The sequence below is a fragment of the Actinomycetospora sp. CA-053990 genome (assembly GCF_050948445.1).
Classification (GTDB): domain Bacteria; phylum Actinomycetota; class Actinomycetes; order Mycobacteriales; family Pseudonocardiaceae; genus Actinomycetospora; species Actinomycetospora callitridis.
Window position 1 is genome coordinate 2,829,724 of sequence record NZ_CP192043.1, and the last position, 25,621, is coordinate 2,855,344.

31 protein-coding genes and 1 pseudogene are annotated in these 25,621 nt (G+C 73.1%); 8 read left to right on the forward strand and 24 right to left on the reverse strand.

Features of this window, described 5'->3' with window-relative positions; all coding sequences use genetic code 11:
* Nucleotides 1-177: 177 nt before the first annotated feature.
* A complete protein-coding gene (locus tag ACQPYN_RS14530) occupies nucleotides 178-534 on the forward strand; it encodes a hypothetical protein (protein WP_433038008.1) in 357 nt (118 codons plus the stop codon).
* Here ACQPYN_RS14530 and ACQPYN_RS14535 read toward each other — a convergent pair.
* Nucleotides 519-1,127: a sulfite oxidase-like oxidoreductase gene (locus ACQPYN_RS14535; protein ID WP_433038010.1), complete on the reverse strand. Its 609-nt coding sequence runs from the start codon at nucleotides 1,125-1,127 to the stop codon at nucleotides 519-521. The two genes, ACQPYN_RS14530 and ACQPYN_RS14535, sit on opposite strands and share 16 nt — an antisense overlap.
* 158 nt (nucleotides 1,128-1,285) lie before the next feature.
* Here ACQPYN_RS14535 and ACQPYN_RS14540 point away from each other — a divergent pair, with 158 nt between their 5' ends.
* Together ACQPYN_RS14540 and ACQPYN_RS14545 are read left to right on the forward strand one after the other, a co-directional pair.
* Entirely contained in the window at nucleotides 1,286-2,311 is a 1,026-nt protein-coding gene (locus ACQPYN_RS14540; RefSeq protein ID WP_433038012.1) for a 6-phosphofructokinase, read from the forward strand.
* 28 nt (nucleotides 2,312-2,339) lie between these two features.
* Nucleotides 2,340-2,690: a cupin gene (locus tag ACQPYN_RS14545; protein ID WP_433038014.1), complete on the forward strand. Its 351-nt coding sequence runs from the start codon at nucleotides 2,340-2,342 to the stop codon at nucleotides 2,688-2,690.
* Between the two features lie 15 nt (nucleotides 2,691-2,705).
* Here the strand turns inward: ACQPYN_RS14545 and ACQPYN_RS14550 are convergent, their stop codons facing one another.
* The 9 genes and pseudogenes from ACQPYN_RS14550 to ACQPYN_RS14590 all read right to left on the reverse strand — a co-directional run bounded on the left by ACQPYN_RS14550 (nucleotide 2,706) and on the right by ACQPYN_RS14590 (nucleotide 12,101).
* A complete protein-coding gene (locus ACQPYN_RS14550; RefSeq protein WP_433039196.1) occupies nucleotides 2,706-2,960 on the reverse strand; it encodes an alpha/beta fold hydrolase in 255 nt (84 codons plus the stop codon).
* Between the two features lie 278 nt (nucleotides 2,961-3,238).
* A pseudogene (locus ACQPYN_RS14555) lies at nucleotides 3,239-3,571 on the reverse strand (alpha/beta fold hydrolase); the annotation flags it as partial.
* Nucleotides 3,568-5,049, reverse strand: a complete 1,482-nt coding sequence (locus tag ACQPYN_RS14560; protein ID WP_433038016.1) for a class I adenylate-forming enzyme family protein — start codon at nucleotides 5,047-5,049, stop codon at nucleotides 3,568-3,570. The gene ACQPYN_RS14560 and the pseudogene ACQPYN_RS14555, both read right to left, overlap by 4 nt.
* 2 nt (nucleotides 5,050-5,051) lie before the next feature.
* Nucleotides 5,052-5,534, reverse strand: coding sequence for a (2Fe-2S)-binding protein (locus ACQPYN_RS14565; protein WP_433038018.1), 483 nt, complete (start codon nucleotides 5,532-5,534; stop codon nucleotides 5,052-5,054).
* 10 nt (nucleotides 5,535-5,544) lie between these two features.
* Entirely contained in the window at nucleotides 5,545-6,408 is an 864-nt protein-coding gene (locus tag ACQPYN_RS14570) for an FAD binding domain-containing protein (protein ID WP_433038020.1), read from the reverse strand.
* A gap of 61 nt (nucleotides 6,409-6,469) precedes the next feature.
* Nucleotides 6,470-8,833 carry a xanthine dehydrogenase family protein molybdopterin-binding subunit gene (locus ACQPYN_RS14575; protein ID WP_433038022.1) on the reverse strand — a complete coding sequence of 788 codons (2,364 nt, stop codon included), beginning with the start codon at nucleotides 8,831-8,833 and terminating at the stop codon, nucleotides 6,470-6,472.
* Between the two features lie 41 nt (nucleotides 8,834-8,874).
* The gene (locus tag ACQPYN_RS14580) at nucleotides 8,875-9,639 is read right to left on the reverse strand and encodes an SDR family NAD(P)-dependent oxidoreductase (RefSeq protein ID WP_433038023.1); all 765 of its coding nucleotides are present in this window, start codon (nucleotides 9,637-9,639) and stop codon (nucleotides 8,875-8,877) included.
* A 10-nt stretch (nucleotides 9,640-9,649) separates the two neighbouring features.
* A complete protein-coding gene (locus ACQPYN_RS14585) occupies nucleotides 9,650-10,441 on the reverse strand; it encodes an MBL fold metallo-hydrolase (protein ID WP_433038025.1) in 792 nt (263 codons plus the stop codon).
* A 49-nt stretch (nucleotides 10,442-10,490) separates the two neighbouring features.
* Nucleotides 10,491-12,101 carry a class I adenylate-forming enzyme family protein gene (locus tag ACQPYN_RS14590; protein ID WP_433038027.1) on the reverse strand — a complete coding sequence of 537 codons (1,611 nt, stop codon included), beginning with the start codon at nucleotides 12,099-12,101 and terminating at the stop codon, nucleotides 10,491-10,493.
* A gap of 100 nt (nucleotides 12,102-12,201) precedes the next feature.
* On the opposite strand from ACQPYN_RS14590, the gene ACQPYN_RS14595 reads away from it, so the two are divergent.
* The 3 genes from ACQPYN_RS14595 (at nucleotide 12,202) to ACQPYN_RS14605 (ending at nucleotide 14,264) form a co-directional block, all read left to right on the forward strand.
* The gene (locus tag ACQPYN_RS14595; protein WP_433038029.1) at nucleotides 12,202-12,837 is read left to right on the forward strand and encodes a TetR family transcriptional regulator; all 636 of its coding nucleotides are present in this window, start codon (nucleotides 12,202-12,204) and stop codon (nucleotides 12,835-12,837) included.
* Between the two features lie 13 nt (nucleotides 12,838-12,850).
* Nucleotides 12,851-13,459: a TetR/AcrR family transcriptional regulator gene (locus ACQPYN_RS14600; RefSeq protein ID WP_433038031.1), complete on the forward strand. Its 609-nt coding sequence runs from the start codon at nucleotides 12,851-12,853 to the stop codon at nucleotides 13,457-13,459.
* 106 nt (nucleotides 13,460-13,565) lie between these two features.
* Nucleotides 13,566-14,264: a Pr6Pr family membrane protein gene (locus tag ACQPYN_RS14605; protein WP_433038033.1), complete on the forward strand. Its 699-nt coding sequence runs from the start codon at nucleotides 13,566-13,568 to the stop codon at nucleotides 14,262-14,264.
* Between the two features lie 5 nt (nucleotides 14,265-14,269).
* Here ACQPYN_RS14605 and ACQPYN_RS14610 read toward each other — a convergent pair whose 3' ends face one another.
* The 8 genes from ACQPYN_RS14610 to ACQPYN_RS14645 all read right to left on the reverse strand — a co-directional run bounded on the left by ACQPYN_RS14610 (nucleotide 14,270) and on the right by ACQPYN_RS14645 (nucleotide 20,530).
* Nucleotides 14,270-15,340, reverse strand: a complete 1,071-nt coding sequence (locus tag ACQPYN_RS14610) for a homocysteine S-methyltransferase family protein (protein ID WP_433038035.1) — start codon at nucleotides 15,338-15,340, stop codon at nucleotides 14,270-14,272.
* Between the two features lie 165 nt (nucleotides 15,341-15,505).
* The gene (locus ACQPYN_RS14615) at nucleotides 15,506-15,955 is read right to left on the reverse strand and encodes an STAS domain-containing protein (RefSeq protein WP_433038037.1); all 450 of its coding nucleotides are present in this window, start codon (nucleotides 15,953-15,955) and stop codon (nucleotides 15,506-15,508) included.
* A 210-nt stretch (nucleotides 15,956-16,165) separates the two neighbouring features.
* A complete protein-coding gene (locus ACQPYN_RS14620; RefSeq protein WP_433038039.1) occupies nucleotides 16,166-16,945 on the reverse strand; it encodes a DUF4386 domain-containing protein in 780 nt (259 codons plus the stop codon).
* A complete protein-coding gene (locus ACQPYN_RS14625; RefSeq protein ID WP_433038041.1) occupies nucleotides 16,942-17,706 on the reverse strand; it encodes a DUF4386 domain-containing protein in 765 nt (254 codons plus the stop codon). The genes ACQPYN_RS14620 and ACQPYN_RS14625 overlap by 4 nt, the downstream gene beginning before the upstream one ends.
* A gap of 69 nt (nucleotides 17,707-17,775) precedes the next feature.
* On the reverse strand, nucleotides 17,776-18,804 hold the full coding sequence (locus ACQPYN_RS14630; RefSeq protein ID WP_433038043.1) for an NAD(P)-dependent alcohol dehydrogenase: 1,029 nt from the start codon (nucleotides 18,802-18,804) through the stop codon (nucleotides 17,776-17,778).
* A gap of 82 nt (nucleotides 18,805-18,886) precedes the next feature.
* Complete coding sequence (locus ACQPYN_RS14635; protein WP_433038045.1) at nucleotides 18,887-19,507, reverse strand: hypothetical protein; 621 nt, start codon at nucleotides 19,505-19,507, stop codon at nucleotides 18,887-18,889.
* Nucleotides 19,504-19,998 carry a hypothetical protein gene (locus ACQPYN_RS14640; protein WP_433038047.1) on the reverse strand — a complete coding sequence of 165 codons (495 nt, stop codon included), beginning with the start codon at nucleotides 19,996-19,998 and terminating at the stop codon, nucleotides 19,504-19,506. The genes ACQPYN_RS14635 and ACQPYN_RS14640 overlap by 4 nt, the downstream gene beginning before the upstream one ends.
* Before the next feature lie 49 nt (nucleotides 19,999-20,047).
* Nucleotides 20,048-20,530, reverse strand: coding sequence for a hypothetical protein (locus ACQPYN_RS14645; protein ID WP_433038049.1), 483 nt, complete (start codon nucleotides 20,528-20,530; stop codon nucleotides 20,048-20,050).
* A 118-nt stretch (nucleotides 20,531-20,648) separates the two neighbouring features.
* Here ACQPYN_RS14645 and ACQPYN_RS14650 point away from each other — a divergent pair, with 118 nt between their 5' ends.
* Nucleotides 20,649-21,389 (forward strand): TetR/AcrR family transcriptional regulator, encoded by a 741-nt coding sequence (locus ACQPYN_RS14650; protein ID WP_433038051.1) that lies wholly within the window; start codon nucleotides 20,649-20,651, stop codon nucleotides 21,387-21,389.
* 69 nt (nucleotides 21,390-21,458) lie between these two features.
* Nucleotides 21,459-21,653: a hypothetical protein gene (locus ACQPYN_RS14655; RefSeq protein WP_433038053.1), complete on the forward strand. Its 195-nt coding sequence runs from the start codon at nucleotides 21,459-21,461 to the stop codon at nucleotides 21,651-21,653.
* A gap of 49 nt (nucleotides 21,654-21,702) precedes the next feature.
* Here ACQPYN_RS14655 and ACQPYN_RS14660 read toward each other — a convergent pair whose 3' ends face one another.
* From ACQPYN_RS14660 to ACQPYN_RS14685, 6 genes are all read right to left on the reverse strand, one after another.
* Nucleotides 21,703-22,287, reverse strand: a complete 585-nt coding sequence (locus ACQPYN_RS14660) for a hypothetical protein (RefSeq protein WP_433038055.1) — start codon at nucleotides 22,285-22,287, stop codon at nucleotides 21,703-21,705.
* Between the two features lie 71 nt (nucleotides 22,288-22,358).
* On the reverse strand, nucleotides 22,359-23,123 hold the full coding sequence (locus ACQPYN_RS14665) for an SDR family NAD(P)-dependent oxidoreductase (protein ID WP_433038057.1): 765 nt from the start codon (nucleotides 23,121-23,123) through the stop codon (nucleotides 22,359-22,361).
* A 12-nt stretch (nucleotides 23,124-23,135) separates the two neighbouring features.
* On the reverse strand, nucleotides 23,136-23,303 hold the full coding sequence (locus ACQPYN_RS14670) for a hypothetical protein (protein WP_433038059.1): 168 nt from the start codon (nucleotides 23,301-23,303) through the stop codon (nucleotides 23,136-23,138).
* 30 nt (nucleotides 23,304-23,333) lie between these two features.
* Nucleotides 23,334-24,092, reverse strand: coding sequence for a glucose 1-dehydrogenase (locus tag ACQPYN_RS14675; protein ID WP_433038061.1), 759 nt, complete (start codon nucleotides 24,090-24,092; stop codon nucleotides 23,334-23,336).
* A complete protein-coding gene (locus ACQPYN_RS14680; protein ID WP_433038063.1) occupies nucleotides 24,089-24,490 on the reverse strand; it encodes a (R)-mandelonitrile lyase in 402 nt (133 codons plus the stop codon). Before ACQPYN_RS14680 ends, ACQPYN_RS14675 begins: the two co-directional genes overlap by 4 nt.
* Nucleotides 24,491-24,538: 48 nt before the next feature.
* Entirely contained in the window at nucleotides 24,539-25,561 is a 1,023-nt protein-coding gene (locus ACQPYN_RS14685) for a zinc-dependent alcohol dehydrogenase family protein (protein ID WP_433038065.1), read from the reverse strand.
* Nucleotides 25,562-25,621: the final 60 nt, after the last annotated feature.

Below are 25,621 nucleotides of genomic sequence, written 5' to 3' on the forward strand. Positions count from 1 at the left end.
TCGTGCTCGCCATGGTCCGGCAACGCTCGCCCAGGCTGGAGCCTGCACTCTCGCCGGGCATCAGTGAAACGGCCACGGCGATCGACCGGGGCCCCGGCGCGGGTCGGATCACTGATGCCGACGACGAGCCGGCTCGCAGACTCGGCCCTCGGAGCACCGGCGAGGTGGAGGCGGTCAATGGGTCACGGCGGAGCCGGCGCGGGCCGCGGGCCCCAGGACGGACCGCAGGCGCGCCCGACGGTGCTGGGGGGCCGGGACGCCGTCGCGAACCCGCTCGGGTTCCCCATCACCGGACCGACCGCCAAGCTGGCGGCGCGCGGGTACCACCTCCTCGCGCTCCCCGGCGTGGCGAACCGCGTCCGGCTGGCCGCCGACTGGCTGCTGGATGCGGTGCTGCCGCCCCAGTCGGTGCGGCTCTCCGGCATCCGTCCCGAGGACGCGGTCATCGCCACCGCGCAGAGCACGGACATCTACCCGGTGCTCCGCCCGGCGGACGACGGTCGTCGAGGACGGCGGGATCAGTCCCCGTCGTAGCGCTGCTCACGCCAGGGATCGCCTCGCTCGTGATAGCCGTTCACCTCCCAGAAACCGGGCTCGTCGTGGTCCAGCAACGTGATCTTCGAGATCCACTTCGCGGACTTCCAGAAGTACAGGTGCGGCACCAGCATCCGCACCGGATCCCCGTGCTCCCGGGCCAACGGCTTGCCCTCGTGCTCCCACACCAGCCACGCCTTGCCGCCGGTCACGTCTGCGATCGGGAGGTTGGTGGTGTAACCGGTCGTCGAGGTCTCCACGATGAACGTCGCCTCCGGGCGCACCCCGACCGCGGCGAACAAGGTGTCCACCGAGATCCCCGTGAAGTTCGTGTCCAGCTTCGACCACGTCGTCACACAGTGGATGTCGCCGGCGTACACCGACGGCGGCAACAACCGCAGCTCCCGCAGCGTCCACGTCGTCGGCGTGTCCACCAGCCCGTCGACGGTGACGCTCCACTTGTCGGCGTCCACCCGCGGGGTGGCCTCGGCGGTCAGCACCGGCCACCCCGCCCCGACGTCGTACTGCCCCGGAGGCAGACGCGGATCGCGCTCCTTGCGCCGCCCCAGGAAACCGCGCGTGGTCGCCACCATCATCACTCCGTCTCACGTGCGTTCCGGCCTGGACTTCACGCTAGGGCGCGGCACCGCCGCCGCGCTTCGGTCAAATGACCACGGCCGCGAGGCGGAGCTGAACCGGTCCAGGTGAGCTGGCACACTGGCGCGCGGCGACTCTCGACGAGGAGAACATCGTGCGTATCGGGATGCTGACCGGCGGCGGCGACTGTCCGGGGCTCAACGCTGTCATCCGGGCCGTCGTGCACCGCGCCGATGCCTTCGGCGACGAGGTCATCGGTTTCCGGGACGGCTGGCGGGGGCCGCTCAAGGGGGCGTCGCGGCCGCTGCACCTCGCCGACGTGGCCGGGATCCTCGCGCGGGGCGGCACCATCCTCGGCTCGTCGCGCACGAACCCCTACGCGCAGGGCGAGGGCGGCGCCGACGCCGTGCGCGCCACGATGGCGGCCCAGGGCGTCGACGCGCTCATCGCGATCGGTGGCGAGGACACCCTCGGCGCGGCGGCCCGGCTCGCCGCGGAGGGCGTCCGGGTGGTCGGGGTCCCCAAGACGATCGACAACGACCTCGCCGCCACCGACTACACGTTCGGCTTCGACACCGCGGTGCACATCGCGACCGAGGCGATCGACCGGCTGCGTACCACCGCGGAGTCGCACCGACGAGCGCTGGTCTGCGAGGTGATGGGGCGCCACGCCGGCTGGATCGCCCTGCACGCGGGCATGGCCGGCGGTGCGAACGTGATCATCGTGCCGGAGCGGCCGTTCACGGTGGCTCGCGTGTGCGACTGGGTGAACAGCTGCTTCCGCAACGAGTACGCCCCGGTCATCGTCGTCTCGGAGGGCGCGGTGCCCGACGGCGGCGACGAGCTCATCGCCGCCGGCGGCACCGACGCCTTCGGCCACCGCCGCCTGGGCGGGGTCGGCACCTGGCTGGCCGACGAGATCGAGCGGGAGACCGGTGCGGAGTCCCGCGCCGTGGTACTCGGTCACATCCAGCGCGGGGGCACGCCCACCGCGTACGACCGTGTCCTCGCGACACGGTTCGGCGTCCAGGCCGTGGCGGCCCTGCATGACGGGGACTCCGGCGTGATGGTCGCGCTGCGCGGCACCGACATCGTGCGGGTCTCGCTCGACGAGGCCACCGCCGAGCTCAAGACGGTCCCCACGGCCCGCCTCGACGAGGCCGAGGTGTTCTTCGGCTGACGGCCGGTCGTTGTCCTAGGTTCCGTCCGTGACCCACTACAGCGTCGACGCCGCCGACCTCGGTGTCGGTCGGGGACCTCATCCCGCGGCGAGTCCGTTCGAGAAGCGCGTCGGTGAGGCCCTCGGGCTCACGGCCTTCGGCCTCTACCAGATCGAGCTGCCCGCCGGGGAGGAGACCGTTCCCCACGACCACGTCGACGACCACGCCGAGGACGCCTACGCCGTCCTCCGGGGTCACGGCTGGGTGGTCGTCGACGGGGAGGAGATCCCGGTCGGGCCCGGGCAGTACGTCGCCGTCACGGTGGACTCGTCGAGGTTCCTGCGGGCGGGCCCGGACGGCCTGGTCTTCATCGCGGTCTGCGCCGCACCGTCGTCCTGACGCCGACCCCGCTCGTCACCGCGTCGAGGAGCCCCCGAGCCCGGCGACGAACGTCCGCACGAGGTGGTCGAACAGGTGCGGGTCCTCGAGGTTGGTGAGGTGCCCGGCGCGGGGGAGCACCGCGAGGCCGGCGTCGGGCAGCGTCCCGCGCAGCATGAGGTTGGCGTCGATCGCCTCCGCGTCCTCGTCGCCCACCACGAGCAGGGTCGGCACGGACATCGTGGCGAGGTCGGCACGCAGGTCGAACAACGACGGCCGCGCGGCCTGCACCCCGCGCATGGTGAGGGCGGCGCCGACGGGATCGTGCTCGGCGAGGATGCGCAGGTGCTGCTCGTGGGCAGCGGGGTCGCGGCGACGCAGGGCCTGGCGGGCGGGGCGGTGGCCGTACTCGGCGGCGACCGCGGCGGCCCCACGCGGTCGTAGGCGTCGGCGAGGGCGAGCGCGTCGGCGCGGAAGGCGTCGGCGTGCTCGCGGGCGGCGCCGTAGCCGCAGCCCGCGACGACGAGGCCGAGGCAGCGCTCGGGATGGCGCAGTCCGAGGTGGAGGGTCGCGAACCCGCCCATCGAGTTGCCGACGACCACGGCGCGCTCGGTGCCGGAGGCGTCGAGGACCGCGAGGGCGTCGGCGACGGCGCGGTCCTGCGAATACGCCGCGGGGTCGGTCGGCACGTCGGAGGGCGGGTAGCCGCGGGCGTCGTAGGTGACGCAGCGGTGGGCGCGGGAGAAGTCGGCGACCTGCGGATCCCACGAGCGGTGGTCGCCGCCGAACTCGTGGACGAACAGGATCGGCGGACCCGGCCCGTCGTCAGCATCGGAGTCGGCGTCGGTCGGTGCGGTGACGTGGACGGCGAGGCCGACGCCGTCGTCGGTCGTGATCCTCACGGGTGCTCCTCCGTGCCGAGAGCGGTGCGCACGATCTTGCCCATGGCGTTGCGGGGCAGCGCGTCGACGAACCGGACGGACTTGGGGACCTTGTAGCCGACGAGCTGCTCGCGGGCCGCCGTGAGCAGCGCGTCCTCGTGGGGCGCCGGGTCCCCGGGGACGACGAACGCGGTCACCTCCTCGCCCCACCGCTCGCTCGGCAGCCCGGCGACGGCCACCTCGACGACGCCGGGCTGCTCCTCGAGCACCACCTCGACCTCACGGGGGACCACGTTGTACCCGCCGGTGATGATCAGCTCCTTGAGGCGACCGACGATCGTCAGCCGGCCCTCCTCGTCGAGCCGACCGAGGTCGCCGGTGCGGAACCAGCCGTCGCGCAGGAAGGCCTCCGGGGCCGCCCCGTCGAGGTACCCGGAGATCACCTGGGGGCCACGGAGCTGGATCTCGTCCTGCTCACCGAGGCGCAGCTCGATGCCGGGCAACGGGAACCCGACGGTCCCGGCGACGCGGGGGCCGTCGTAGGGGTTCGAGACGTCGAGCCCGCTCTCGGTGAGCCCGTAGCGCTCCAACGGCACCTGCCCGATCGCGGACGCGACGCGATCGGAGAGCGCGGCCGACAACGGCGCCGAGCCGGACACCGCCAGGCGCAGCGAGCGCAGGGCACCGATCCGGGGGTGGTCCACGAGGCGCGCCCAGATCGCCGGCACCGCGAACAGGACGGTGCCGTCGGTCGCGAGGAGCCCGTCGGGGTCGAACCGGGAGGCGATCCGGGCGGTGGTGCCGGCGATCAGCGTCATGTGCAGCCCGCCGAGCCCGTGCTGGTGGAACAGGGGGAGCGCGTGCACGAGGACGTCGTCGTCGGCCCAGCGCCACGCGGCCATCGCGGCGCGGGCCGAGGCGAGCAGGTTGGCGTGGGTGATGGGCACGCCCTTCGGTGCGCCGGTGGTGCCCGACGTGAACGCGAGGACGGCGACGTCGCCGGGCCGCGGCTCGTCGCCGACCGGCACGGGATCGGGCTCGTCCGCGGCCTCGAGGACCAGGTCGCGCAGCGCCGTGCCGTCGAGGACGACCCGGGCGCCGGCGAGCCCGGCGATGCGGTCCCTCGCGGCCACGGGCTGGGCGGGGTCGAGCGGCACGACCGTCGCGCCCAGCCGCAGGACGGCGAGGTAGGCGACCACGAGGGCGAGGGACGTCCCGGCGACGAGCACGACGGCGTCACCCCGGCCGACGCCACGGGCTCGCAGGCGTGCCGCGACGCGCCCGGCCACCGCGTCGAGCCGCGCGTGGGTGAGCACGTCGCCGTCGACCTCGACCGCGGTGCGGTCGCCGGCCCGGGCCGCCGCGGCCTGCGCGGCAGCGGGCAGCGACCCCGCGGCCAGCTCCCGGCGCAGCGCCGGCGGATCGCAGGCGCGCCCGAGGTGCCGGGCCCACGCCCGGACCGCGGCCGGGTCCGTGTCGACGGACTCCGTCGGGCCCACCGTCAGGCCTCGGTGGCGAGCTCGCGCTGCTGGGCGGCGGCCGACTCCACGGCGTCGACGATGCCGACGTAGCCGGTGCAGCGGCAGATGTTGCCGGCCATCTCGGCGCGGATGCGGTCGCGGCTGGGCGCGGGCTCGGTGTCGAGCAGGTACAGGGCGGTCATGAGCATGCCCGGGGTGCAGGCGCCGCACTGCAGGCCGTGGCAGCGCGAGAACGCCTCCTGCAGCGGATGCAGGGTGCCGTCGTCGGCGGCGAGGCCCTCGACCGTGGAGATCGCGGCGCCGTCGGCCTGGACGGCGAACATGAGGCACGCGCGGACGGGGCGGCCGTCGACCACGATCGTGCAGGCGCCGCAGACGCCGTGCTCGCAGCCGAGGTGGGTGCCGGTGAGCCCCAGGTCCTCGCGCAGGGCGTCGGCCAGGGTGCGGCGGGGCTCGACGTCGACGCGATGGCGCTCGCCGTTGACCGTGAGGGAGATCTGCACGTCGGCCTCCTCAGGCGGGGACGGGGCTGCGGTCGCTCGTCGGGGTCCCGGCGAGCTGGGCGAGGGCGCGGCGGACGACCTCGCGGGTGAGGGCGCGCCGATAGTCGGCGCTCCCGTGCAGGTCGGAGGCCGGCTCGACGCCCCGGGCGGCGGCGTCGGCGATCTCGGAGACGCGGTCGCCCTCGACCGCGCCGGAGACGGTCAGCAGGTCGGGGGCGCTGTCGGGGGGCGGGACGAGGTGCGGGACGCCGGCCACTCCGCCGACCACGACACGGAGGCGGTCGCCGAAGCGGACGGCGACGGCCGAGACGACGGCGAAGTCGCCGTGGCGGCGGGCGAACTCGGAGAAGCCCCAGGCGTCGGGGACGGGCAGCTCGACCTCGGTGATCATCTCGGCGTCGGCCAGATCGGTCTGGAGCGCGCCGACGAAGAGGTCCGCGGCGCCGACCCGCCGGGTCGCGCCCGGTCCGGCGACGTGGACGGTGCCGTCGCACGCGAGCAGGACCGACGGCAGCTCGGCCGAGGGGTCGGCGTGGGCGAGGCTGCCGGCGACCGTGCCGCGGCTGCGGATGGCGGTGTGCCCGATCCAGCGGGCGGCCTCGGCGAGCAGGGGGTGCTGGTCCTGCTCGGCGAGGGTCAGATGGCGGACGAGGGCGCCGAGGTGGAGCGCGTCGCCGCGCCGCTCGAGCCGGTCGAGGCCGGGGACGTGGTTGATGTCGACCAGGACCTCGGGGCGGGCCATGCGCAGCGCGAGGACGGGCATCAGGCTCTGGCCCCCGGCGAGGATCTTCCCCTCGCCGTCGGCGGCGTCGAGGACGGCGACGGCGTCCGCCACGCCGGTCGCCCGGTGGTAGTCGAAGGGTGGGCACTTCATCGGGTCCTCCCGGGAGCGGTGGTCCGTGGCCGCCGGGGCCCGGCGAGGCGGTCGTCGCGGATCACGGCGTCACCCCCTGCAGGAGCGTCCACACCGACGCCGGGGTGACCGGCAGGTCGTCGACCTCGACCCCGAGCGCATCGGCCACCGCGCCCGCGACCACGGCGTTCGGGGCGAGCGTGCCGCCCTCGCCGACACCGCGGACGCCGGTGGGGTTGGCGGCCGGGGTGCTGACGTGGCCGATCGTCAGCTCGGGGATCTCGCCCGAGGTCGGCATGAGGTAGTCGAGCAGCGTGCCGGTGGTGAGGTTCCCGGCCTCGTCGTAGACGAGGTGCTCGTACATCGCCCCGCCGATGCCCTGGGCGATCGAGCCGGCGATCTGCCCGTCGACGATCACCGGGTGGACGATCCGCCCGGCGTCCTCGACGCACACCCAGCTCAGGATGCCGATCTCGCCCGTGGCGGGATCGAACTCCAGCGCGCCCAGCTGGACGCCGGCGGCGAAGGCACCACGGATCGGGTCGTAGAACTTCGTGCCCTCGAGCCCCGGCTCGAAGCCCTCGGGCAAGCGGTCGGACTGCAGGTAGGCGACCCTCGCCACCTCGGCCAGCGAGATGATCGGCTTCTCCTGCCCGGCCATGTAGACCTCGCCGCCGCGGAGGTCGAGGTCCTCGACGGGGGCCTCCTTCAGCGCCGCGGCCAGCGCGAGTGCCTTGGCGCGGACGTGCTCGCCGGCGAGGTGGGCGGCGCCGCCGCCGATGACGGCCTGGCGTGACGAGAACGCGCCGAAGCCCCAGAGGGACTCGTCGGTGTCGCCGATCCGGACCTCGACCGCGTCGTACGTGACGCCCAGGGCGTCGGCGACGACCTGCGCCATGGTCGTCTCGAGGCCCTGCCCCTGGGAGGTGACGCCGGAGAAGACGGTGACGGCACCGTCGGGGTTGATCCGCACGGTGCAGGCGTCGTGACCGGTGCGGAACGCCATGCGGGGGCCCGCCGACGCGGCCCGCCCGAGGCCGGTGAGCTCGTTGTAGATACCGATCCCGATGCCGAGCGGCTTCCCGCCGGCGGCCCGCCGGCGCTGCTGCTCGGCGCGCCAGCCCTCGAGCCCGAACGTCTCGAGTGCCTGGTCGAGGCAGGCCTCGTAGGCGCCCGAGTCGTCGACGAGCCGCGACGGCATCCTGTAGGGGATGTCCGCGGGCAGGATGAGGTTGCGCCGCCGCAGCGCGATCGGGTCCATCTCCAGCGCCCGCGCGCCGGAGTCCATCAGCGCCTCCATCGCGAACACCGTGGAGGGTCGGGCGACGCCGCGGTAAGGGCCGGACGGGCTGGTGTTGGTGGTGACGCCGCGGACCGTGCACTCGTAGTGCGCGAGCTTGTACGGGCCGGTGAGCAGGCCACCGGCCATGAGGGGCTCGATGCCGGCGGTCCACGGGTAGACCGAGTAGGCGCCGGCGTTGCACCACGCGTCGGCCTTCACCGCGAGCAGCTCCCCGTCGGCGGCGAACCCGGCGCGCAGCACGTAGCGGTGCTCGCGGGCGTGGGTCGCGGACAGCAGGTGCTCCACGCGGTCCTCGACCCACTTGAGCGCGACCCCGGGCATCGCCATGGCCATCAGGCACAGGGCGACGTCCTCGGGGTAGAGGACGGCCTTGACCCCGAAGCCGCCGCCGACGTCGGGGGCGATGACGCGGATGTTGCCCTCGGGCAGGGCGAGCAGCTCGGCGAGCTGGGTGCGCACGATGTAGGGGACCTGGGTTCCGGACCAGAACGTCAGCTTGCGGTCGGCGATCTCGTAGCGCGCGACCCCGGCTCGGCACTCGATGGGGTTGCCGCCGTGCCGGTTGGTGGTCACCTCGCGGTCCACGACGACCGCGGCCTCCGCGAGCGCCGCCTCGACGTCGCCCGCGCGGAAGGTGCGGGAGAGCAGGACGTTGTCCGGTGCCTCGTCGTGCACGGGGTCGGTGATCCGGTCCGGGTCGGCCCACGCACAGACCTGGGGAACCAGCGGCTCGTACTCGACGTCGACGCCCTCGGCGCCGTCCTCGGCGTGGTAGCGGTCGTCGGCGACGACCGCGGCCACCGCCTCGCCGGCGAAGCGGACCTTGCCGCGCGCCAGCGGCGGCTGGTCGGTCTCGACGTAACCCGGGAGCCCCGACTGCGCGCGCAGCGCCACCGACGCCAGGGCGGGGTGGTCGCCGGTGAAGACCGCGCTGACGCCGTCGGTCCCGAGGGCCTCGCCGACGTCGACCGAGGTGATCCGGGCGTGGGCCAGCGGGCTGCGCACGAACGCGACGTGACGCATCCGCGGCAGCGCGAGGTCGGAGACGTAGCGGCCGCGGCCGGTGAGGAGCCGGGCGTCCTCCTTGCGCCGGACCGCGGTCCCGCTGGCGGTCGGCTCCGGTGCCGGTGACGTGGTGGTCATGGTCCTTCTCTCGCTGGTGCGTCCGTGCGGAGCGAGGGCGATCAGGGCATGGCGAAGCCGCCGTTGACCGAGACGACCTGGCCGGTGGTCCACGCCGAGCACGGCGAGGCGAGCAGCAGGATCGTCGGGGTCACGTCCTCGGGGCGGCCGAGACGACGCAACGGGTAGAGCGCGGTGATCTTCTTGAGGCGTTCCTCGTCGGTCCCGCCGGCGTGGTCGGAGAACCGGTCGGTCTGCACGAGCCCGATCGACACGGCGTTCGCTCGGATGCCGTGGCGGGCGAGCTCCTTGGCCAGCGACTTGGTCAGCCCGAGGGTGGAGGAGCGGGCGGTGGCGGTGACCGTGAGCCCCGATTCCCCGACGCGTCCGGAGTCGCCCATGAGCGACACGATCGACCCGCCGCCGCGCTCGGCCATGCGCTGCGCGACGGCGTGGGAGATGCGCAGGGTCCCGGTGACGGTCACGTCGATCTCGGCCGCGAAGTCGGACGCCGACCGCTCGAGGAAGCGGCCGCGGCTGGTGACCGCCGCGTTGTTGACGAGCACGCCGATCGGCCCGAGCTCGGACTCGACGGTGTCGAGCGCGCGGGCGACGCCGGCGTCGTCGCGGGTGTCGACGGCGACCGCGGTGGCCTTGAGGCCGGTGGCCCGCACGGCCTCCGCCGCGGCCTCGGCGCCCTCGGCGGAGGTGTTGTAGCCGAACGCGACCTGCGCGCCCTCGGCGGCGAACGCCTCGCCGATGGCGCGGCCGAGCCCCTGCCCGGCGCCGGTGACCAGCACGGTGGTGCCGGCGAGCTGCAGATCCATGGGGTGCTCCTCAGACGGTAACGAAGCGGCGGCGGTCGCCGAAGGTGACGATCCGGCCGTGGGCGAGGCCGGGGAGGTGGGCGGGGACGACGAGGTCGGCGGTGTCGGTGACCTCGTGGACCAGGGCGTTGCGCATCGCTTGCGCGGCCCGGGGATCGACGTCGAACGTCGCCTCCCAGTCGGGCTCCTCGAGCTCGACGACCGAGTGCGCGACGTCGCCGACCAGCAGCGCGCGCTCGCTCCCGCCGGACACGACGTAGGTGCTGGACCCGGGCGTGTGGCCCGGGGTGGGACGGGCGTCGAGACCGGGCGCCAGGGTGGTCTCGGTGTCGAACACCTCCAGACGGTCCTGCAGCGGGGCGAGCTTGCGCACCGCTCCGGGCTCGGCGTCGGCGGCGTCGACGAAGTGCGCCCAGTCCGCGGCGTGCACGCGGTACGTGGCGTTGCCGAACACCACCTCGCCCTTGCTGGTGGCCCACCCGACGTGGTCGAAGTGCAGGTGGGTGAAGACGACGTCGGTGACGTCGGCGGGGGAGACGCCGTGCCCGGCGAGCGCGTCGAGGAACCCGCCGCCGGCGTAGTGGTCGTTGTGGATGCGTCCGACCCCGGCGTCGACGAGCACGGTGCGGTCCCCGGTGCGCAGCAGGAACCCGCCGAGGGTCAGCTCGAGGTCGCCGCGGGCGTCGAGGTGCTCGGGGTGGCAGGCCCACCGGTCCTCTCCGGGCACCGAGAGCACCTCGCGCGCGTTCTCGCGACCGGTGCCGTCGATCACCGGCAGGATCTCGATGTCGCCGACCTTCACCGTCGGGCCCCCTCGTCGGGAGGCGAGGCCGGTCTCGCGAGATCGTTGCTCAGCTCCATGTCACGACCTCCTGGTCGAGGCTCCGGGGTGCGGGCACCGGGAGCGCCGGCCCGGCGACGTCGTCGAGGCGCCGGGCGAGCTCGAAGCGCTTGATCTTCCCCGAGCCGGTGCGGGGGATGGTGTCGGTGAGGTGGAAGCCGTCGGGGACCTTGAACCACGCGAGCTGGCGGCGGCAGTGCTCCCGGAGGGCCTCGACGTCCGGTCCTCCGTCGGTCCCGGGGTCGGCGACCACGAACGCCACCGGCACCTCGCCGAGATCGGGGTGCGGCCGTCCGACGACGGCGGCGTCCGCGACGCCGGGGGCGTCGAGCAGGGCGTTCTCGATCTCGGCGGGGTAGATGTTCTCGCCGCCCCGGATGATCATCTCCTTGGTGCGGCCGCTGATCGTGAGGTAGCCGTGGACGTCGGCGCGGGCGAGGTCGCCGGTGCGGTACCAGCCGTCGACGAGCACGTCGGCGGTCTGCTGGGGCTTGCCGTGGTAGCCGCGCATGATGCTCGGGCCCCGCACCCACAGCTCGCCCTCGCCGCCCGGTGGCGCGTCCACGCCGGTGGCCGGATCGACCAGCCGGACGGCGAGACCCGGGATCGGCAGCCCGCAGGAGCCGTACGGACGGGCCCCGTGCGGCCAGTTCATCACCACCATCGTCGAGGTCTCGGTGATCCCGTAGCCGTCGAGCAGGGTCGCGCCGAACAGTCGCTCGAACGCCTCGTTGACCGCCGCCGGGAGGATCGCGCCGGCCGAGACCGCGACGCGGAGCCGGTGCGCGGGGGTCCCGCCGCCGTCGCGCGCGGTTGCGGCCTGCAGGAGGTAGGAGAACGTCGTCGGCACACCGGGCAGGACCGTGTAGGCGCCGGTCGCGAGCAGCTCGAGGACGCGGCTCGAGGAGAACCGGGGCAGGATCCGTTCGCCCGCTCCCGTGGCCACGACCCCGAGCACGCACAGGTCGAGGGCGTAGGAGTGGAACAGTGGCAGCGCGGACAGGACGATGTCGTCCGGGCCCAGGCCCATGATCGGCGCCCAGCAGGCCGCCACGACCCACAGGCAGCTGCGCAGGCTCAGCTCCACGCCCTTCGGACGCCCGGTGGTGCCCGAGGTGTAGAGCATGAACGCCGTGGCGTCGAGGTCGTCGGGGTCGGGCGCCGGCACGTCCGGCTCGCGCCCGATCAGCTCGGCGTACGACGGCCACTGCCGCGTCGTCCCCCCGACCAGGACCACCGGGACGTCCGGGGGGACGAGACCGGAGACGACGTCGGCGTGGGCGACGTCGGTGACGACCAGGCGCGCACCGCAGTCGCCGAGCATGTACTCGAGCTCCGCGGGCCCGGCGTCCGGGTTGAGGCACACCGCGACGGCTCCGGCCCGGGGCACGGCGAGGTAGGTCTCCGCGGTCTCGACGGCGTTGGCCATCACCATCGCCACCCGGTCGCCGGCCCCGACGCCGAGGGCGGCGAGGTGGCCGGCGAGGCGGGCGGTGGTGCGGACGAGCTCGCCGTAGGAGATCTCGCGGTCCTCGTCGGCGAACGCCGTCGCCTCGCCACGTGTGCGGGCGTGGCCCTCGAGCAGCACGTGGAGCGGCCGGATCATCTCGGTACGCAGCATCGCGCCTCCTCGACCAATTAACGCTCGTTAGTGACCGTAGGGGTGTCGGTGGACCAGAGCAAGGCTCACTAACGCTCATTCGTCATGGCACGATGTGCCCGTGGGCACCTCCTCGCCGGACCTCGCGCCCCGGCGCGCCACCCGCGCGGCGCTGACCCGGGAGGTCGTCCTCGACGCCGCCCTGACGCTCTTCGCGCAGCGGGGCTACCACGGCACGGCGCTGAGCGAGATCGCCGAGGCCCTGCAGGTGCGGACCCCGAGCCTCTACAACCACATGGACTCGAAGCACGAGCTGCTGCGCACCATCGTCGACCGGACCACCGCGGGCGTGCTGGCCGACTTCCACGAGGCCGTCGACCCCGACGACCCGCCCGTCGAGCAGCTCCGGCGGGCCGCCGAGGTCTACGCCCACCGCCACGCCACGCACCGCCGGGAGGCGCTCGTCGTCAACCGCGACACCGGCAGCCTCGAGGAGCCGGCGCGCAGCGACCTGCAGGCGCGCCGTCGCGAGCACGAGCACGCCCTGCGAGCCGTCATCGCCCGCGGCGTCGCGCAGGGCGACTTCCACGTCGAGTCGCCGGCCCTCGCGTCGTTCGCCATCCGGGAGCTGTGCGTGAGCATCGCGCGCTGGTTCTCCGACGACGGCGAGCTCACGGCCGGGGCCGTCGCCGATCAGTACAGCCGGTTCGCCCTCCGGATCGTCGGTGCCTCGGGCGCCGGGCTCCCACCGCGCTGAGACGATGACGACCGTGAGTGCCCCGGCCGCGCCCGGCGATCGCGCCGCCGTCACGCCCGCGACGGTGCGCGACGCGGCGACGACCCTCTTCGCGGAGAAGGGCTATCACGGAACGGCGCTCAGCGAGGTGGCCGCGCGCCTCCGGATCCGGACGCCCAGCCTCTACAACCACATGAGCTCCAAGCAGGAGCTGCTGGCCGAGATCGTGCTGCGGACGTCCCGGGAGGTGTGGGACGAGTTCGAGGCCGCCGTCGACGGTCGTGACGACGTCGTGAGCCGCCTGCGTGAGGCGGCGAGGGTCTACGCGCTGCGCCACGCCACCCACCGACGCGAGGCGCTGATCGTGAACCGGGACGTCGCCAGCGTCGACGAGCCCGTCCTGTCCCAGGTCCTCGAGCTCCGCCGACGCCACGAGCGCGCCGTCCGGGACCTGATCGAGGAAGGGGCGGACCAGGGTGTGCTCGTCGTCGAGACCCCTCGGGTCGCGTCGTTCGGGGTGCTGGAGATGTGCGTCAGCGTCGCCCGGTGGTTCTCACCCGGGGGCCCGTTGACGGCCGAGCAGGTGGCCGAGCAGTACAGCGACTTCGCGCTCCGGATCGCGGGCTTCGTCGCCCCCTCCTAGTCAGGGCGTTCCGGCGCGGGCACTTTCGTGTCGCGACGTTCACCGTCCGCCGTTCCTCGTGAAGAGTCCGGATCACCCCTGCTCGACGACCACGAGGCGCACACCCATGACCGCCACCACCACGCGACCGACGTCGACACCTGGCCGGGCCGGTCAGGCGTCCCGCCTCTGGCACCTGCTGATCGTCGTCGACGTCGCGGCCGCCCTGGTCATCCAGCTGGGGCTGATTCTCACCGGCGGCCCCGATCCCAACACCGGCGAGGCCGTCGGCTCGCTGGGGATCGGGACCCGGATGATCCAGACGCTGAGCTACTTCACCATCCAGAGCAACATCCTCGTGCTGATCGCCGCGGCCACCCTGGTGGTCCACCCCGCCCGGGACGGACGGATCTGGCGCATCCTCCGGCTCGACGCCCTGCTGGGCATCACCATCACCGGCCTGGTCTTCGACCTGGTCCTCGTCCGCTACGTCCACCCCACCGGCTGGCAGCTCGTCGCCACCATCGGCTTCCACTACATCGCCCCCTGGGCGACCCTGCTCGGCTGGCTGGTCTTCGGCCCCCGCCCTCGCATCGACCGCAGGACCATCGCCTGGGCGTTCCTCTGGCCGATGCTCTGGATCGCCTACACCTTCATCCGGGGCGCGCTCGTCGGCTGGTATCCCTACCCGTTCCTGGACGTCGACGAGATCGGCTACGGGGCGTCGATCCGCAACACCGCGTTCGTCCTCGTGGTGGCCGTCGTCCTGGTGGCGATCTTCAAGGGCCTCGACCGGTTCCGCAGCGTCGGCTCGAGTCCTGGGTGAGGTGGTCAGAGCAAGGTGCGGTACTCCTGGTTCGACGGCCGCAACCGGGGGTCGGCCCCGAGGTAGACGTGCTTCGACATGTCCGGTGAGTACCGGCTGGCCGGCGGGGTGCGCCCCAACGTCTCGGCCATCGCCCGCAGGTGGTGCGGCGCCGCGCCGCAGCACAGGCCGAAGTAGCCCACGCCGGCGGCCCGGGCCCGGCGGGTGAAGTCCGCGATCTCGTACCGGTGGCAGGTGAACGGGTCGAGCGCCGTCGGGAACGGGAGGTCCTCCGGGAGCGCGGTCGGCCCGTGGTCGCGCAGCGCGTGGAACGTCGGCTGCTCGGGGTGGGTGCGGTAGGGCACCGGCAACGCGGCGACCGGGACGTCCACCGCCGCAGCGATCGGTCCCAGCAACGGCAGCATCGTGGCCGGTCCGCGCACACAGTTGAGGCCGACCACGTCGGCGCCCCGAGCGGCCAGCTCGCGGCACGCCTGCGGGATCGCGACCCCGTCCCGGGTCACCGGCTCCTGCCCGGCCACCAGCAGCAGCACCGAGGGCAGTGACGCCGCGCGGATCACCTCGAGAGCGATCTCGGCCTCCCCGAGCCACCGGAACGTCTCGCCGATGACGAAGTCGACGCCGGCCTCCGCGGCCCAGCCCACCTGCTCGGTGAACATCTCGCGCACGGTGGCGTGCGTCGCGGGATCGGCCGGGTCGTAGACCCCGGTGTTGCAGATGTTGCCCGCGAGCAGCGTGCCCGTGCCGTCGGCCACCCCGCGGGCGATCTCGAGCGCCTGCCGGTTGAGCGGTTCGAGGATGTCGCCCTTGCCGATCACACGCAGCTTCTCGCGGTGGGCGTAGTAGGTGAACGCCTCGACGACGTCCGAGCCCGCGTGCACGAACTGCCGGTGCAGCGCGGCGACCTCCTCGGGATGGTCGAGGACCACCTCCGGGACGAAGGCACCGGCCTGCAGGTAGCCCCGCCGCTCGAGCTCGAACAGGTAGCCCTCCCCGCACACGACCGGCCCGGCCGCCAGGCGTTCGGCGAGGCCGGGACCGCGGAGGGACTCCGGCACCGGCTGGGGAACTGTCATGGTGACCTCGCTTCGCCGTCGTGGATCTCCCCAGGGTCGCGGTCGGCGGGGGAGATGACCCCGTCCGGTCGATGCGCAGCGTCACTGATTCGAGAAGGCGCGCCTTATGAGGCCCTCGCCGGGTTCACATGACGATGCGGGTGTGCAGGGCCGAGGGCGTCGTGGCTAGGGGGACCAGTCGACGCGTCGCTGTACCGACGCCATGGGGGCGGAGTGCCTGTCCTCGGCGTTGCTGCGGACGGCGTCGTAGACGAGGAACACCTCGTCGAGCGATGCGGCGGTCAAGGCGGCCAGGAACTCGGGCAGCGCCACGCCGACCAGCCGGAGTGTCCCCCCGCGCTCGGCGAGGTCGGCGCGGGTGCGGGCGAGGACCGACAGCAGCGCGGCGCTGTCCCAGGCGTGGGTGAGGTCGACGACCAGCTCGTCGACCCCGACCGCGAGCAGGCCGCGGACGGTGCCGGACACCTCGGTGATCTTCGCGCGGTCCACCTGGCCCGTGACGGTCAGGGTGGGCCGGTCACCGGTGTAGGTGAGCTCCACGCCCGGCTGGCGGAGCCGGTCCGAGGGCGTGTCGCCCGACGTCGGCGTCGACGGTTCGTGGATACCCTGCGCCATGTTGCGGCCCCCCAGCCTGGTTGCCCGTCGGTGCGAGCATTCGGCGCCGGGGTCCGGGGCGTCACAGAATTGACGGAATCCTAAGCCGTGGGTCACGGCGGTGCCATTCGATCAGGACGCCCACGCGGCCGCGAACCCGAACGGGTCGGCGCAGCAATTCCTGCTGCAGTTCGACGAAGAGGGGTCTGCCGTCCGAGGTCTCGCGAGAGATCAGGCGGGCTTCGTGACGCGGGGTGGCGGCGGAGAGCCGGCGTTTCCCGTCGCGCCGGTGAGAGGCGAAGGTGTGAAACCCTTGATCACGAGCCAGAGGCCCAGCGACAGCTCCCAGAGGAAGATCGGGATGGTCGCGATCGCCGACCAGACGGAGAGCTGGCTGTAGGCGCCGAACAACGTCGCTGTGCTCGACGCGAGCAGCAGGGGCGCGCCGACGAGTCCCAGGGCGGGGATGACGCGGGGCACGAGTCGGGACCGTAGGAGCAGGCTGCCGAGCAGCAGGGCGTTCACGCCCGCCATGAATCCGGGGCCGAGCAGGAACGTCCAGGTGTGGACGGCGACCAGGGCCTCGGCGGTGACGACGAGCGAGGTCGCCTCGGCTCCGGTGGCCCCCGCGAGGTCCTGCCGCAGGGTCACCACGGCGAGCAGCGTCACGACCCCCACGACGATGGTCGCGGCCTCGAGGGTGCGGGAGGCGACGAAGCCGAGCGCCGTCGCCTCGTTCTGGCGCCTGAGGACCGGGAACAGGACGATCGCCGTGCCGATGCAGGCCAGCGCGGTGATCACTTCGAGAAAGCCGCCCCAGAGGATGCCGACGTCGGGTCCGGGCCCGAGGACATATCCCGGGTCGCCGAGGACGGGGCCGTAGAGGGCGAGCGCCGGGATCGACGCGATGAACGTGATCAGGTAGAGCGTGCCCGCGAGGAGGGCGGTTCTCCGCGTCGAGCCCCTCGGGGCTGAATCTGCGGCGGTGGGGGGATCGGCGGTGAGGGTCATGTCGCGTTCCCCGGGAAGGCGAATCCTCGGGCGAGCAGCCAGATCGGGAGGATGAGCTCGAAGAGGCCGCCGGGGACCAGCGCGACGAGTCCGGCGCCCTGGGTCACGTCGGCGAGGCCGTAGAGGTCGAGGACGCAGCCCAGCAGCAGGGTCGGGTAGCTGATCAGGCCCAGGATCGCGAGCCAGCGCGGGATCAGCCGCGAGCGATAGAGCAGCGTGGCCATGCACATCCCGGCGACGGTGGTGACCAGGTAGATCAGCAGGGTCGCCACGCCGTACTGCGCCTGCAACAGCGCTCCGAGCGCTGGGGAGACCGACGCGTCGACGCTGCCGTCGCGCAATACGGCTCCCAGCTCGATGACCAGCAGCGGGATGGCCAGGTAGAACAGGCTCGCCGCGAGCTCGGCGATCCGGAAGCCGACGTGGGCCAGGGCCAGCGACTCGCCGTAGGGCCTGAGCAGGGGGAAGAGCAGCACGGCGATGCCGACGACGCCGAACTGCCCGGCGACGAGCACCGCGCCGGTGGCCAGGGCGCTGGTGTGAGCGGAAGCGCCGAGCAGGAAGTCCGACCGGGACAGGATCCCGCCGTTGATCGTGTCCGCGGCGATGAACGCGGCGGTGGCGGTGAGGAAGAGCAGCCCGACGAGGGCGGCGGTCCTGCGGGTCGAGGCGGTCGTCGGGCCACCGGGGGGTGCCGGACCGGTCGGTGGCGTACTCGGGATGGATGTGGTGGGGACGGGCGGGATGTCGAGGGTCGACATGTCGGTTCCTTGCTCCGCGAGCGGGCCTCCGGCCGACGATGAGGTGCCGGATGGGACGGGGCGGGCGCCTCACATGGCGACGACGACCTTGCCGCGGGCATGGCCGTCGCTCACGTGACGGATGGCCGCCGGCGTCTCGTCCAGCGGGAAGGTCCGGTCGATCACCGGTGTCACCGACCCGGCGTCGACGAGGTCGCGGAGCGCCACCAGGTCCGCGGCGTTCTCAGCGATCATGAGCGGGACGAGGGTCTGGCCGACGACGCGAGAGAGCAACGGGGCCCGCAGGGAGCGGTCGAAGCCTCCGAGCCACCGCCCGCCGGTCTCCGACCCGACGACGACGAGCGTCCCGTGCGGGGTCATCGCCCGCCGGAGATGGGTGAGCGAGCGGTGTCCGCCGATGTCGATGACGACGTCGTAGCGGTGCCCGGAGTCGGTGATGTCGGAGAGGGTGTGGTCGATGACGTGATGCGCGCCGGCGGCGCGGACGATGTCCACCTTGGAGGTGCGGCACACGCCCGTGACGTCGGCCCCGAGGGCGACCGCGATCTGCACGGCGAACGTCCCCACGCCACCGGACGCCCCGATGACCAGGACCTGGTGCCCGGGCTGCACCCGCCCGGAGTCGCGCACGCCCTGCAGGGCAGTGAGGGCCGAGACGCTCGTGGCGGCGGCCTGTGTGGCGGTCTGGCTCGGGGATCGGTGGGCGAGCTTGTCCGCCCGAGCACAGGCGTACTCGGCGAAGCAGCCCTCGCCGACGCCGAACACCTCGTCGCCGACGCGCAACGAGGTCACACCCCGGCCGACCTCCTCGATCCGTCCGGACACCTCACGTCCGCGTACGCGGTCCTTGGGAGCCCGGAGGCCGTAACCCGCGAGGCGAACCGGATAGGGCAGCCCCGCCGTGAGGTGCCAGACGCCCCGGTCCACGCCGGCCGCGTGCACCCGCAGCAGCACCTCCCCGGCGGCCGGGACGGGGCGGTCGATCTCCTCGATCCGCAGGACGTCCTCGGCCTCGCCGTAGGAGTCCTGCACGACCGCGGTCATCGTCGCGGGAGCGCTGATCGCGGGTCGTTCCGGCGCCGGTTGCTCGGTGGTCATCAGGGCGTCCTCGTGTCGTGTCGACGATGTCGACGAGCTGTCGGGTGGTGCGGGTCCCGAAGACCACGTGCCGGGGCGGCGCTCACGGAGACCGCCGGGGCAGGGTGGGGGAGGTGACGTCGGTGGGGAAGCGGGGGCGGACGGCGATCAGTAGCAACCCCGACAGTGCGCTATAGGTCAGAGCGCCGTAGGCGCCGAACACCGTGTACTGGCTCTCGACGTCGATGCCGCCGAGGGTGGTGGCCGTCCAGCCCAGGGCCCAGAGCGCCGGAGCCGCAGCGGCCCACAGCCAGCGACGTCGTCGAGCTGTTCCGCCGGGCAGGGCGAGCGCCTGAGCGGGCCCGAGGACGACGCCGGTCAGGGCACCCTGGACCGCGAGATCGCCGAGGCCCGTGCGGTATCCGACCGCGACCGCACCGATCAGGAGCCCGAGCCCCATGCCGGCGCCGGTGGCGACGGTCCAGCGCAGCGCGGGCGGTCGCCGCCGCGACACGAGGGCCTGGGCGGCGCCGATGACCAGGCCCGCGACGGCCCCACCGAGCACGGCGGCGAGTGGGTCGTCGACGCGGCCCACGACGGCGGTACCGGCGAGTCCGGCCAGCGGGAAGGCGACGAACCCCGCGGTCCAGAGCGCCCACGTCAGCGCCACCGAGCGTGCGCCGGCCGGGCGTGACGCGGCGGGCCGAGGAGGGGCGGTGGTCATGTGATCGGAACATCTCTTCGCGTCGCCGCGGGAGCGGGCGGTCGCGGCGGATCGGCGATCTGATCGGGGCGCCACCGGTCCCCGGGCGCGGTCACGTAGTGGGAGAGCACGAAACGCCAGGGGATGACGGCGACGATGACCAGGACCCAGAGGCAGGCGAAGAGCACCTGCCCGGTCGCCTCGTCGATCCGACCGGCCGACCAGAGCGGGAGGGCGACCGCGGTGACCCAGATGAGCTTCCAGAGGCACTCGAGCAGCAGGACCGGCAGCATCCGCACCGGGTAGCGCAGGCCCAGCAGCGCGAGCAGGGAGAACGCCACGAGGATCGACGTCTCGATTCCCTCGAACAGCGGCCAGGCCAGGTCGTGGCCGATGAGCAGCGGCCATTTCGTCACGACGAGTCCGACGGCGAAGAAGAGATAGCCGGCCCTGAGGGCGTAGAGGCGCGGAAGCGAGAGTGAGGCGTCGGCATCGGCTCGGATCGGACCCATCACGACCTCCTTCGATCGGTCGGCGTCGTCCCGTGGCGGGACGCGTGTGTCAGGCAGGGAGGGGCCGGGCCGTCGGGCCCGGTGCAGGTGCGGCGGGGGCGCGGAAGGCTCCGCGCCACACCAGGACGCCGAACCAGACGATCCACGCGCTCCACAGGAGGAAGCCGGCGAAGTTCGTCGCGTCCGCCCCGGGAACACCCAGCGGGACGAGCAGCCCGGCCAGGATCAGCACGGCGGACACGAGGCCGACGACGGCGAAGAGCCGGGGCAGGGCGAAACGTCGCCGGAGGTCGACGAGGATCAAGACCGTCCACGCTGGCCGTGCGGTGCCCAGTGCGATGGGGGCCAGCATCGCCGCCCCCAGGGCGAGCAGGGCGAACAGGCTCCCCACGAGCCAGGGCTGAGCGCCGAAATCCGCCAGCACCTGACCGGCGGGCTCGCCCAGGACGTCCGGGTCATCGAAGGCCGAGCCCAGGCCGGCGAACGCCAAGGTGACCACGACCGCGCTGGAGACGAGCAGCGCGCCGGTCAAGCGGGGTCCTGGCGGCGCGATGGCCATGGCGACTTCCCGACTTGTACAGTGTCCAGAGATTGGACGATGTCCAGAGTCTGGACACTGTCCGGAGTCGCGTCAAGGAGTCGATGCACGGATGGCCCAGCGCTCTGGAGTTCGACCGGGGCCCCGGCGGTCGCTGACCGAGGGCGACATCCTGGCCGCCGCGGTCGGGCTGCTCGACCGCGGCGGGGCCGACGCCCTGTCGATGCGCGCCGTCGCCGCCGCCGTCGGAGTGGCCCCCAACGCGCTCTACACCTACTTCCGGACCAAGACCTCCCTGCTGCACGCCGTCACCGACGAGCTCCTCGGGCAGGTGGACCGCGGGCTCCTCCTCGACCCTGCCCGTCCCTGGCGCGACCGGCTGGCGCGCTACGCCGTCGAGGTGCGGGCGACGTTGCTCGCCCACCCGGGGTCGGCGCCGCTCCTGCTGAACTCGCCGCTCGACGGCCCGCACGCGCTGGCGGCGGGGGAGGCGCTCCTCGAGGTCCTCGCCGACGCCGGTCTCACTGGCGAGGACGCGGCGCGGGCGTCGTACCTGCTCATGACCTATGTGCTCGGCGCCGTCGCATTCGGTGTCGCCGACCTCGGGCCCGACACCGACCCCCTCGACGACGCCGACCGCACGGCCGCTCGACGTGCGGCCCTCTCGATCCCGTCCGATCGCTACCCGCGCGCCGCCGCCGAGGTCGAGGTCATCGCCGCGTACAACAGCGTCGAGCAGTACCTCTGGGGCCTGGACCGTCTCCTCGACGGTCTCGACTCCCGAGGGGTCGGCGACGTGCCGACATCCGGCACGCACGCCTGCCCGGCAGGCGCAGGTGATCCTTTTCCGTGATCGTTTTGGTCCCTTGCCGGTTGCTGACGGTGGCGGGATGGTGACGCCACCGAGCGCGAGGGAAACACCATGACGCAGGACGACCCGGCACTCCCCAAAGTTCTCGACGGTCGGCGGTACCGCGCGTGGGACGGCTCGGTGTGGTCCGACCGGGACAGCCGCGACGTCCACAACCACACGCACCCGTCGGGCGGGGTGCCTGGCTTCGCCCCGGTGTCGTGGAACGACGACGAGCGGTGGGGCTCGATCGAGGCGAGGCGCTAGCCGGGGACCGGCGTGGCCCGGCGTCGAACTCCTCCGCGATGGAGGCCGATCAGCGTGCTGACGACTCCTCGCGTGACGCCTCGCGACGCTGCTCGCCGTCGTAGGCAGCAGCCTCCACCGCGGCATCGCTGTCGAGCCCCGAGCCGACGGCTCCCGCGACCGTCGCGAAGCCCGTGGCCAACCACGCCAGCCGCATGTGGTCGACGAAGCCCGGCCACGTGGCGGCGTCGCTGGAGTAGACCGGCGGCTCGAGGAAGAACACAGTCACCACGATGTTGAAGGCCAATACGGCCACCGCCATCGTCACGACCCCGAGCAGCAGGGTCAGGACGGTGGACGCGTTCCACAGGAACGGATCCCAGCCCTCGCCCAGCTCGTCCCGGCGCCGCCAGAGGTGGTGGGCGCCGATGATCCAGACGACCATCATGATCACGGCGGCCACCATGGTCACGATCAGCTTGGTCAGGCTCAGCGAGCTGGCGAGCTGCCAGATCGTCGAGGTGATCACCAGGTAGGCGCTGGTGGCCATCACCGCCGCCAGCGCGCTGCGCATGCCGAGCACCAGACGCCATGGCCGGTTCGCGATCACCATCCCGGCGAGGAGCCGCAGCCGGCCGGTGCGTTCCGGTGTCATGGGCGACATGCTGCACGATCACGGAGAGAGCGCTCCGCGCGCCGGGACTCCGGCCAGCGATCCACACGGGATCAGACGGCGGTGTAACCGCCGTCGACCGGGAGGGCGACGCCGACGACGAAGGCGGCGCCCGGGCTGCACAGCCACAGCACGGCAGCGGCCATCTCTTCGGCGGTCCCGAGGCGGTTGATGGGTTGGTTGGCCTCCGCCTGGACGCGGTCGAGGTCCCCGGAGTCGATCATGCGAGTGACCATCGGGGTCTCGATGGTGCCGGGGCAGATGGCGTTGATGCGGATGCCGCGAGGGGCGTACTCGACGGCGGCGCTGCGGGTCAGGCCGATCACGCCGTGCTTGGAGGCGTGGTACGCGGCGCGTCCGGGCAGGCCGACGAGCCCGCCGAGCGAGGAACAGTTGACGATCGCGCCGGAGCCCTGACGCCGCATCTGTCCGAGCTCGTGCTTCATGCTCGCCCAGATGCCGCGCAGGTTGACGCCGTTGACCCGGTCGAAGACCTCGGCGGTCTCGTCGGCGGCGTCGGTGACCGGCGACTGGATGCCGGCGTTGTTGTAGGCCAGATCGAGGCCGCCGAATGTCTCGACGGTGCGGCGCACGGCGGTGGTGACCTGGTCCTCGTCGCTGACGTCGCACGGCACGGCGAGCACCCGGTGCCCGGCGTCGCGCAGCTCGTGCTCCGCGGCGTCGAGCGCCTCCCCCGCGAGGTCGGCGAGCGCCACCGCCGCACCGGACTCGGCGAAGGCCCGCGCGGTGGCGAAGCCCATGCCGGAGCCGGCGCCGGTGACGAAGGCGGTCTGCCCGGAGAAGTCGTACGTCGGCATGGCGATGCCCTCTCAGGTCGTGGGGGAGATGGTGATCGTGGTGCCCTCGGCGAGTCCTGCGAGCAGGCCCGCGCCGTCTGGGTCGAGCCGACCGGGCCGTACGAGCCCCACGGAGTAGGCGACGGCGCGGGGGAAGTGGGCCAGGTCGTTCCACGCCGGGGCGAGCGGGTTCTGGGCCATGGGTGGTCCCTCCTGGATCGGGGTGCGGAACTAGACGGTCTGGCCGCCGTCGACGACCATCGCGTGCCCGACGGTGAAGGTGGCCTCGTCCGAGCAGAGCCAGAGCACCGCCGCGGCGATCTCCTCCGTGCGACCGAGGCGGCCGATCGGTTCCTGGGCGACGACCGACGCGTAGCCCTCCTCGGTGCCGCCGGTGAGGCGGCCGATCATCTCGGTGTCGATGATGCCGGGGCAGACGGCGTTGATGCGGATGCCCTGCGCCCCTTGCTCGAGGGCGGCCGAGGTGGTCAGGCCGATCACGGCGTGCTTGGTGGCGGCGTAGGCGGCCTGGTCGCGGAAGCCCCGGACCCCGGCGCCCGAGGCCATGTTGACGATCGCGCCTCCGCCGGTGCGCGCCATGAGCTCGATCTCGCCGCGCATCGTCAGGAAGGTCCCGCGCAGGTTGATCGCGACGAGGCGGTCGAACTCGTCGTCGGAGACCTCGGTGACCGCCTTGCGGGGCTGCTCGACCCCGGCGTTGTTGAACGCGACGTCGAGGCCTCCGAAGCGCTCGATGACGGCGACGAGTGCCGCGTCGACGTCCTCGGCGCGGGAGACGTCGCAGGCCACGGCGAGGGCCTGACCGCCGTCCTGTTCGATGAGGCGGGCGGTCTCCTGCGCTCCCTCGAATCTGATGTCGGCGACCACGACATGGGCGCCCTCGCGGGCGAACGCCACGGCCGTGGCGCGCCCAATGCCGGTGGTCGCGCCGGTCACGAACGCGACCCTGCCGTCGAACCGCCCGGTCACGTCGTGGCCTGCTGGTACTGCTCGTCGGTGACGGGCTCGAGCCAGGTGGTGCCGTCGCCGTCTCCGGTGCCTTCGAGCAGGGCGTAGTGGCACATCAGATGGGCATCGGTGGCGCCGTGCCAATGCTCCTCGCCCGGCGGGGTCCAGACGGTGCCGCCGGGGTGCAGGCGGATGACGGTGCCGTCACGGGAGACGACGAAGCCCTCGCCGTCGGTGCAGTGCAGGGTCTGGCCCAGGGCGTGGGAGTGCCAGTTCGTCCGCGCGCCCGGGGTGAAGCGCACCAGGCTGCCGATCAACCGGGAGGGCTCGCGCGGGGTGTGGAAGATGTCGACGTAGACGTCGCCGGTGAAGCGTTCATCCGGCGCCTTCGCGGTCGGAGCAACGGGTTCGAGTTCCATGGACCTCTCCTCGGGATGGAGTGGGTGCCCGGGTCGGGAGAGACCCGCCTACGGGGTGAGCAGGGTCTTGATGGCGCGTCGTTCATCCATGGCGCGGTAGCCCTCCGCGGCCTGGCCGAGGGGCAGGGTGAGGTCGAAGACCTTGCCCGGGTCGATCTCGCGGCGGGTGATGAGTTCGATGAGCTCGGGAAGGAAGCGCCGTACCGGGGCGGGGCCGCCATGCAGGTGGACGTGCGAGAAGAAGAGCGGCAGGCCGGGCAGGGAGACGTCGTGGGAGACCCCGACGTAGCCGACGTGCCCGCCGGGGCGGGTCGAGTTGATCGCCTGCATCATCGATTCCTGGGTGCCGACGGCCTCGATCACCGAGTGCGCACCGAACCCGTCCGTCATCTCCTTGATGCGCGCGACGCCCTCGTCGCCGCGCTCGGCGACGATGTCGGTGGCACCGAAGTCCCGGGCGAGCTGCTGACGGGGCTCGTGGCGGCTCATGGCGATGATCCGCTCGGCCCCGAGCTGCTTCGCGGCGAGAACACCGAGCAGCCCGACCGCACCGTCGCCGACGACGGCGACGGTCTTGCCGGGGCCGGCCTCGGCGGCGACGGCGCCGAACCAGCCGGTGCCCAGCACGTCGGAGGCGGCGAGCAGGCTGGGGATGAGATCGTCCGACGGGGTGCCGGGGGTGGCGACGAGAGTGCCGTCGGCCAGCGGGACGCGCAGGTGCTCGGCCTGGGCACCGAGGGTGCCCATGATCTCGGCGTGCGGGCAGGAGGGCTGGTAGCCGGCGCGACAGATCTCGCAGGTGTTGTCCGAGGCGAAGAATGAGCCGACCACGAACTGCCCGGGACGGATGTCGCGGACCTCGTTGCCGACCTCCTCGACCACGCCGACGTACTCGTGGCCCATCGGCGCCGGTGCGGTGACGTCCTCGATGCCGCGGTAGGGCCACAGGTCCGAGCCGCACACGCAGGTTGCGGCCAGGCGGATGACCGCGTCGGTGGGCTTCTCGATCGTCGGGTCGGGACGGTCCTCGACGCGGACGTCGCCGGGGGCGTGCAGTACTGCTCCTCGCATAGCGGTTCCTTCTCGGTGCGTGTGGTGATCCCGGCGCGATCCAGATGGCCGCTCCGGCGA

Coding starts and splice junctions, on each gene's coding strand:
- ACQPYN_RS14575 (WP_433038022.1), bottom strand. CDS start 8,833: ATGACCACCACGTCACCGGCACCGGAGCCGACCGCCAGCGGGACCGCG.
- ACQPYN_RS14605 (WP_433038033.1), top strand. CDS start 13,566: ATGACCGCCACCACCACGCGACCGACGTCGACACCTGGCCGGGCCGGT.
- ACQPYN_RS14570 (WP_433038020.1), bottom strand. CDS start 6,408: ATGAAGTGCCCACCCTTCGACTACCACCGGGCGACCGGCGTGGCGGAC.
- ACQPYN_RS14680 (WP_433038063.1), bottom strand. CDS start 24,490: ATGGAACTCGAACCCGTTGCTCCGACCGCGAAGGCGCCGGATGAACGC.
- ACQPYN_RS14665 (WP_433038057.1), bottom strand. CDS start 23,123: ATGCCGACGTACGACTTCTCCGGGCAGACCGCCTTCGTCACCGGCGCC.
- ACQPYN_RS14590 (WP_433038027.1), bottom strand. CDS start 12,101: ATGCTGCGTACCGAGATGATCCGGCCGCTCCACGTGCTGCTCGAGGGC.
- ACQPYN_RS14660 (WP_433038055.1), bottom strand. CDS start 22,287: ATGACACCGGAACGCACCGGCCGGCTGCGGCTCCTCGCCGGGATGGTG.
- ACQPYN_RS14630 (WP_433038043.1), bottom strand. CDS start 18,804: ATGACCACCGAGCAACCGGCGCCGGAACGACCCGCGATCAGCGCTCCC.
- ACQPYN_RS14620 (WP_433038039.1), bottom strand. CDS start 16,945: ATGACCCTCACCGCCGATCCCCCCACCGCCGCAGATTCAGCCCCGAGG.
- ACQPYN_RS14650 (WP_433038051.1), top strand. CDS start 20,649: ATGGCCCAGCGCTCTGGAGTTCGACCGGGGCCCCGGCGGTCGCTGACC.
- ACQPYN_RS14625 (WP_433038041.1), bottom strand. CDS start 17,706: ATGTCGACCCTCGACATCCCGCCCGTCCCCACCACATCCATCCCGAGT.
- ACQPYN_RS14535 (WP_433038010.1), bottom strand. CDS start 1,127: ATGGTGGCGACCACGCGCGGTTTCCTGGGGCGGCGCAAGGAGCGCGAT.
- ACQPYN_RS14640 (WP_433038047.1), bottom strand. CDS start 19,998: ATGGGTCCGATCCGAGCCGATGCCGACGCCTCACTCTCGCTTCCGCGC.
- ACQPYN_RS14670 (WP_433038059.1), bottom strand. CDS start 23,303: ATGGCCCAGAACCCGCTCGCCCCGGCGTGGAACGACCTGGCCCACTTC.
- ACQPYN_RS14610 (WP_433038035.1), bottom strand. CDS start 15,340: ATGACAGTTCCCCAGCCGGTGCCGGAGTCCCTCCGCGGTCCCGGCCTC.
- ACQPYN_RS14655 (WP_433038053.1), top strand. CDS start 21,459: ATGACGCAGGACGACCCGGCACTCCCCAAAGTTCTCGACGGTCGGCGG.
- ACQPYN_RS14615 (WP_433038037.1), bottom strand. CDS start 15,955: ATGGCGCAGGGTATCCACGAACCGTCGACGCCGACGTCGGGCGACACG.
- ACQPYN_RS14580 (WP_433038023.1), bottom strand. CDS start 9,639: ATGGATCTGCAGCTCGCCGGCACCACCGTGCTGGTCACCGGCGCCGGG.
- ACQPYN_RS14685 (WP_433038065.1), bottom strand. CDS start 25,561: ATGCGAGGAGCAGTACTGCACGCCCCCGGCGACGTCCGCGTCGAGGAC.
- ACQPYN_RS14635 (WP_433038045.1), bottom strand. CDS start 19,507: ATGACCACCGCCCCTCCTCGGCCCGCCGCGTCACGCCCGGCCGGCGCA.
- ACQPYN_RS14530 (WP_433038008.1), top strand. CDS start 178: ATGGGTCACGGCGGAGCCGGCGCGGGCCGCGGGCCCCAGGACGGACCG.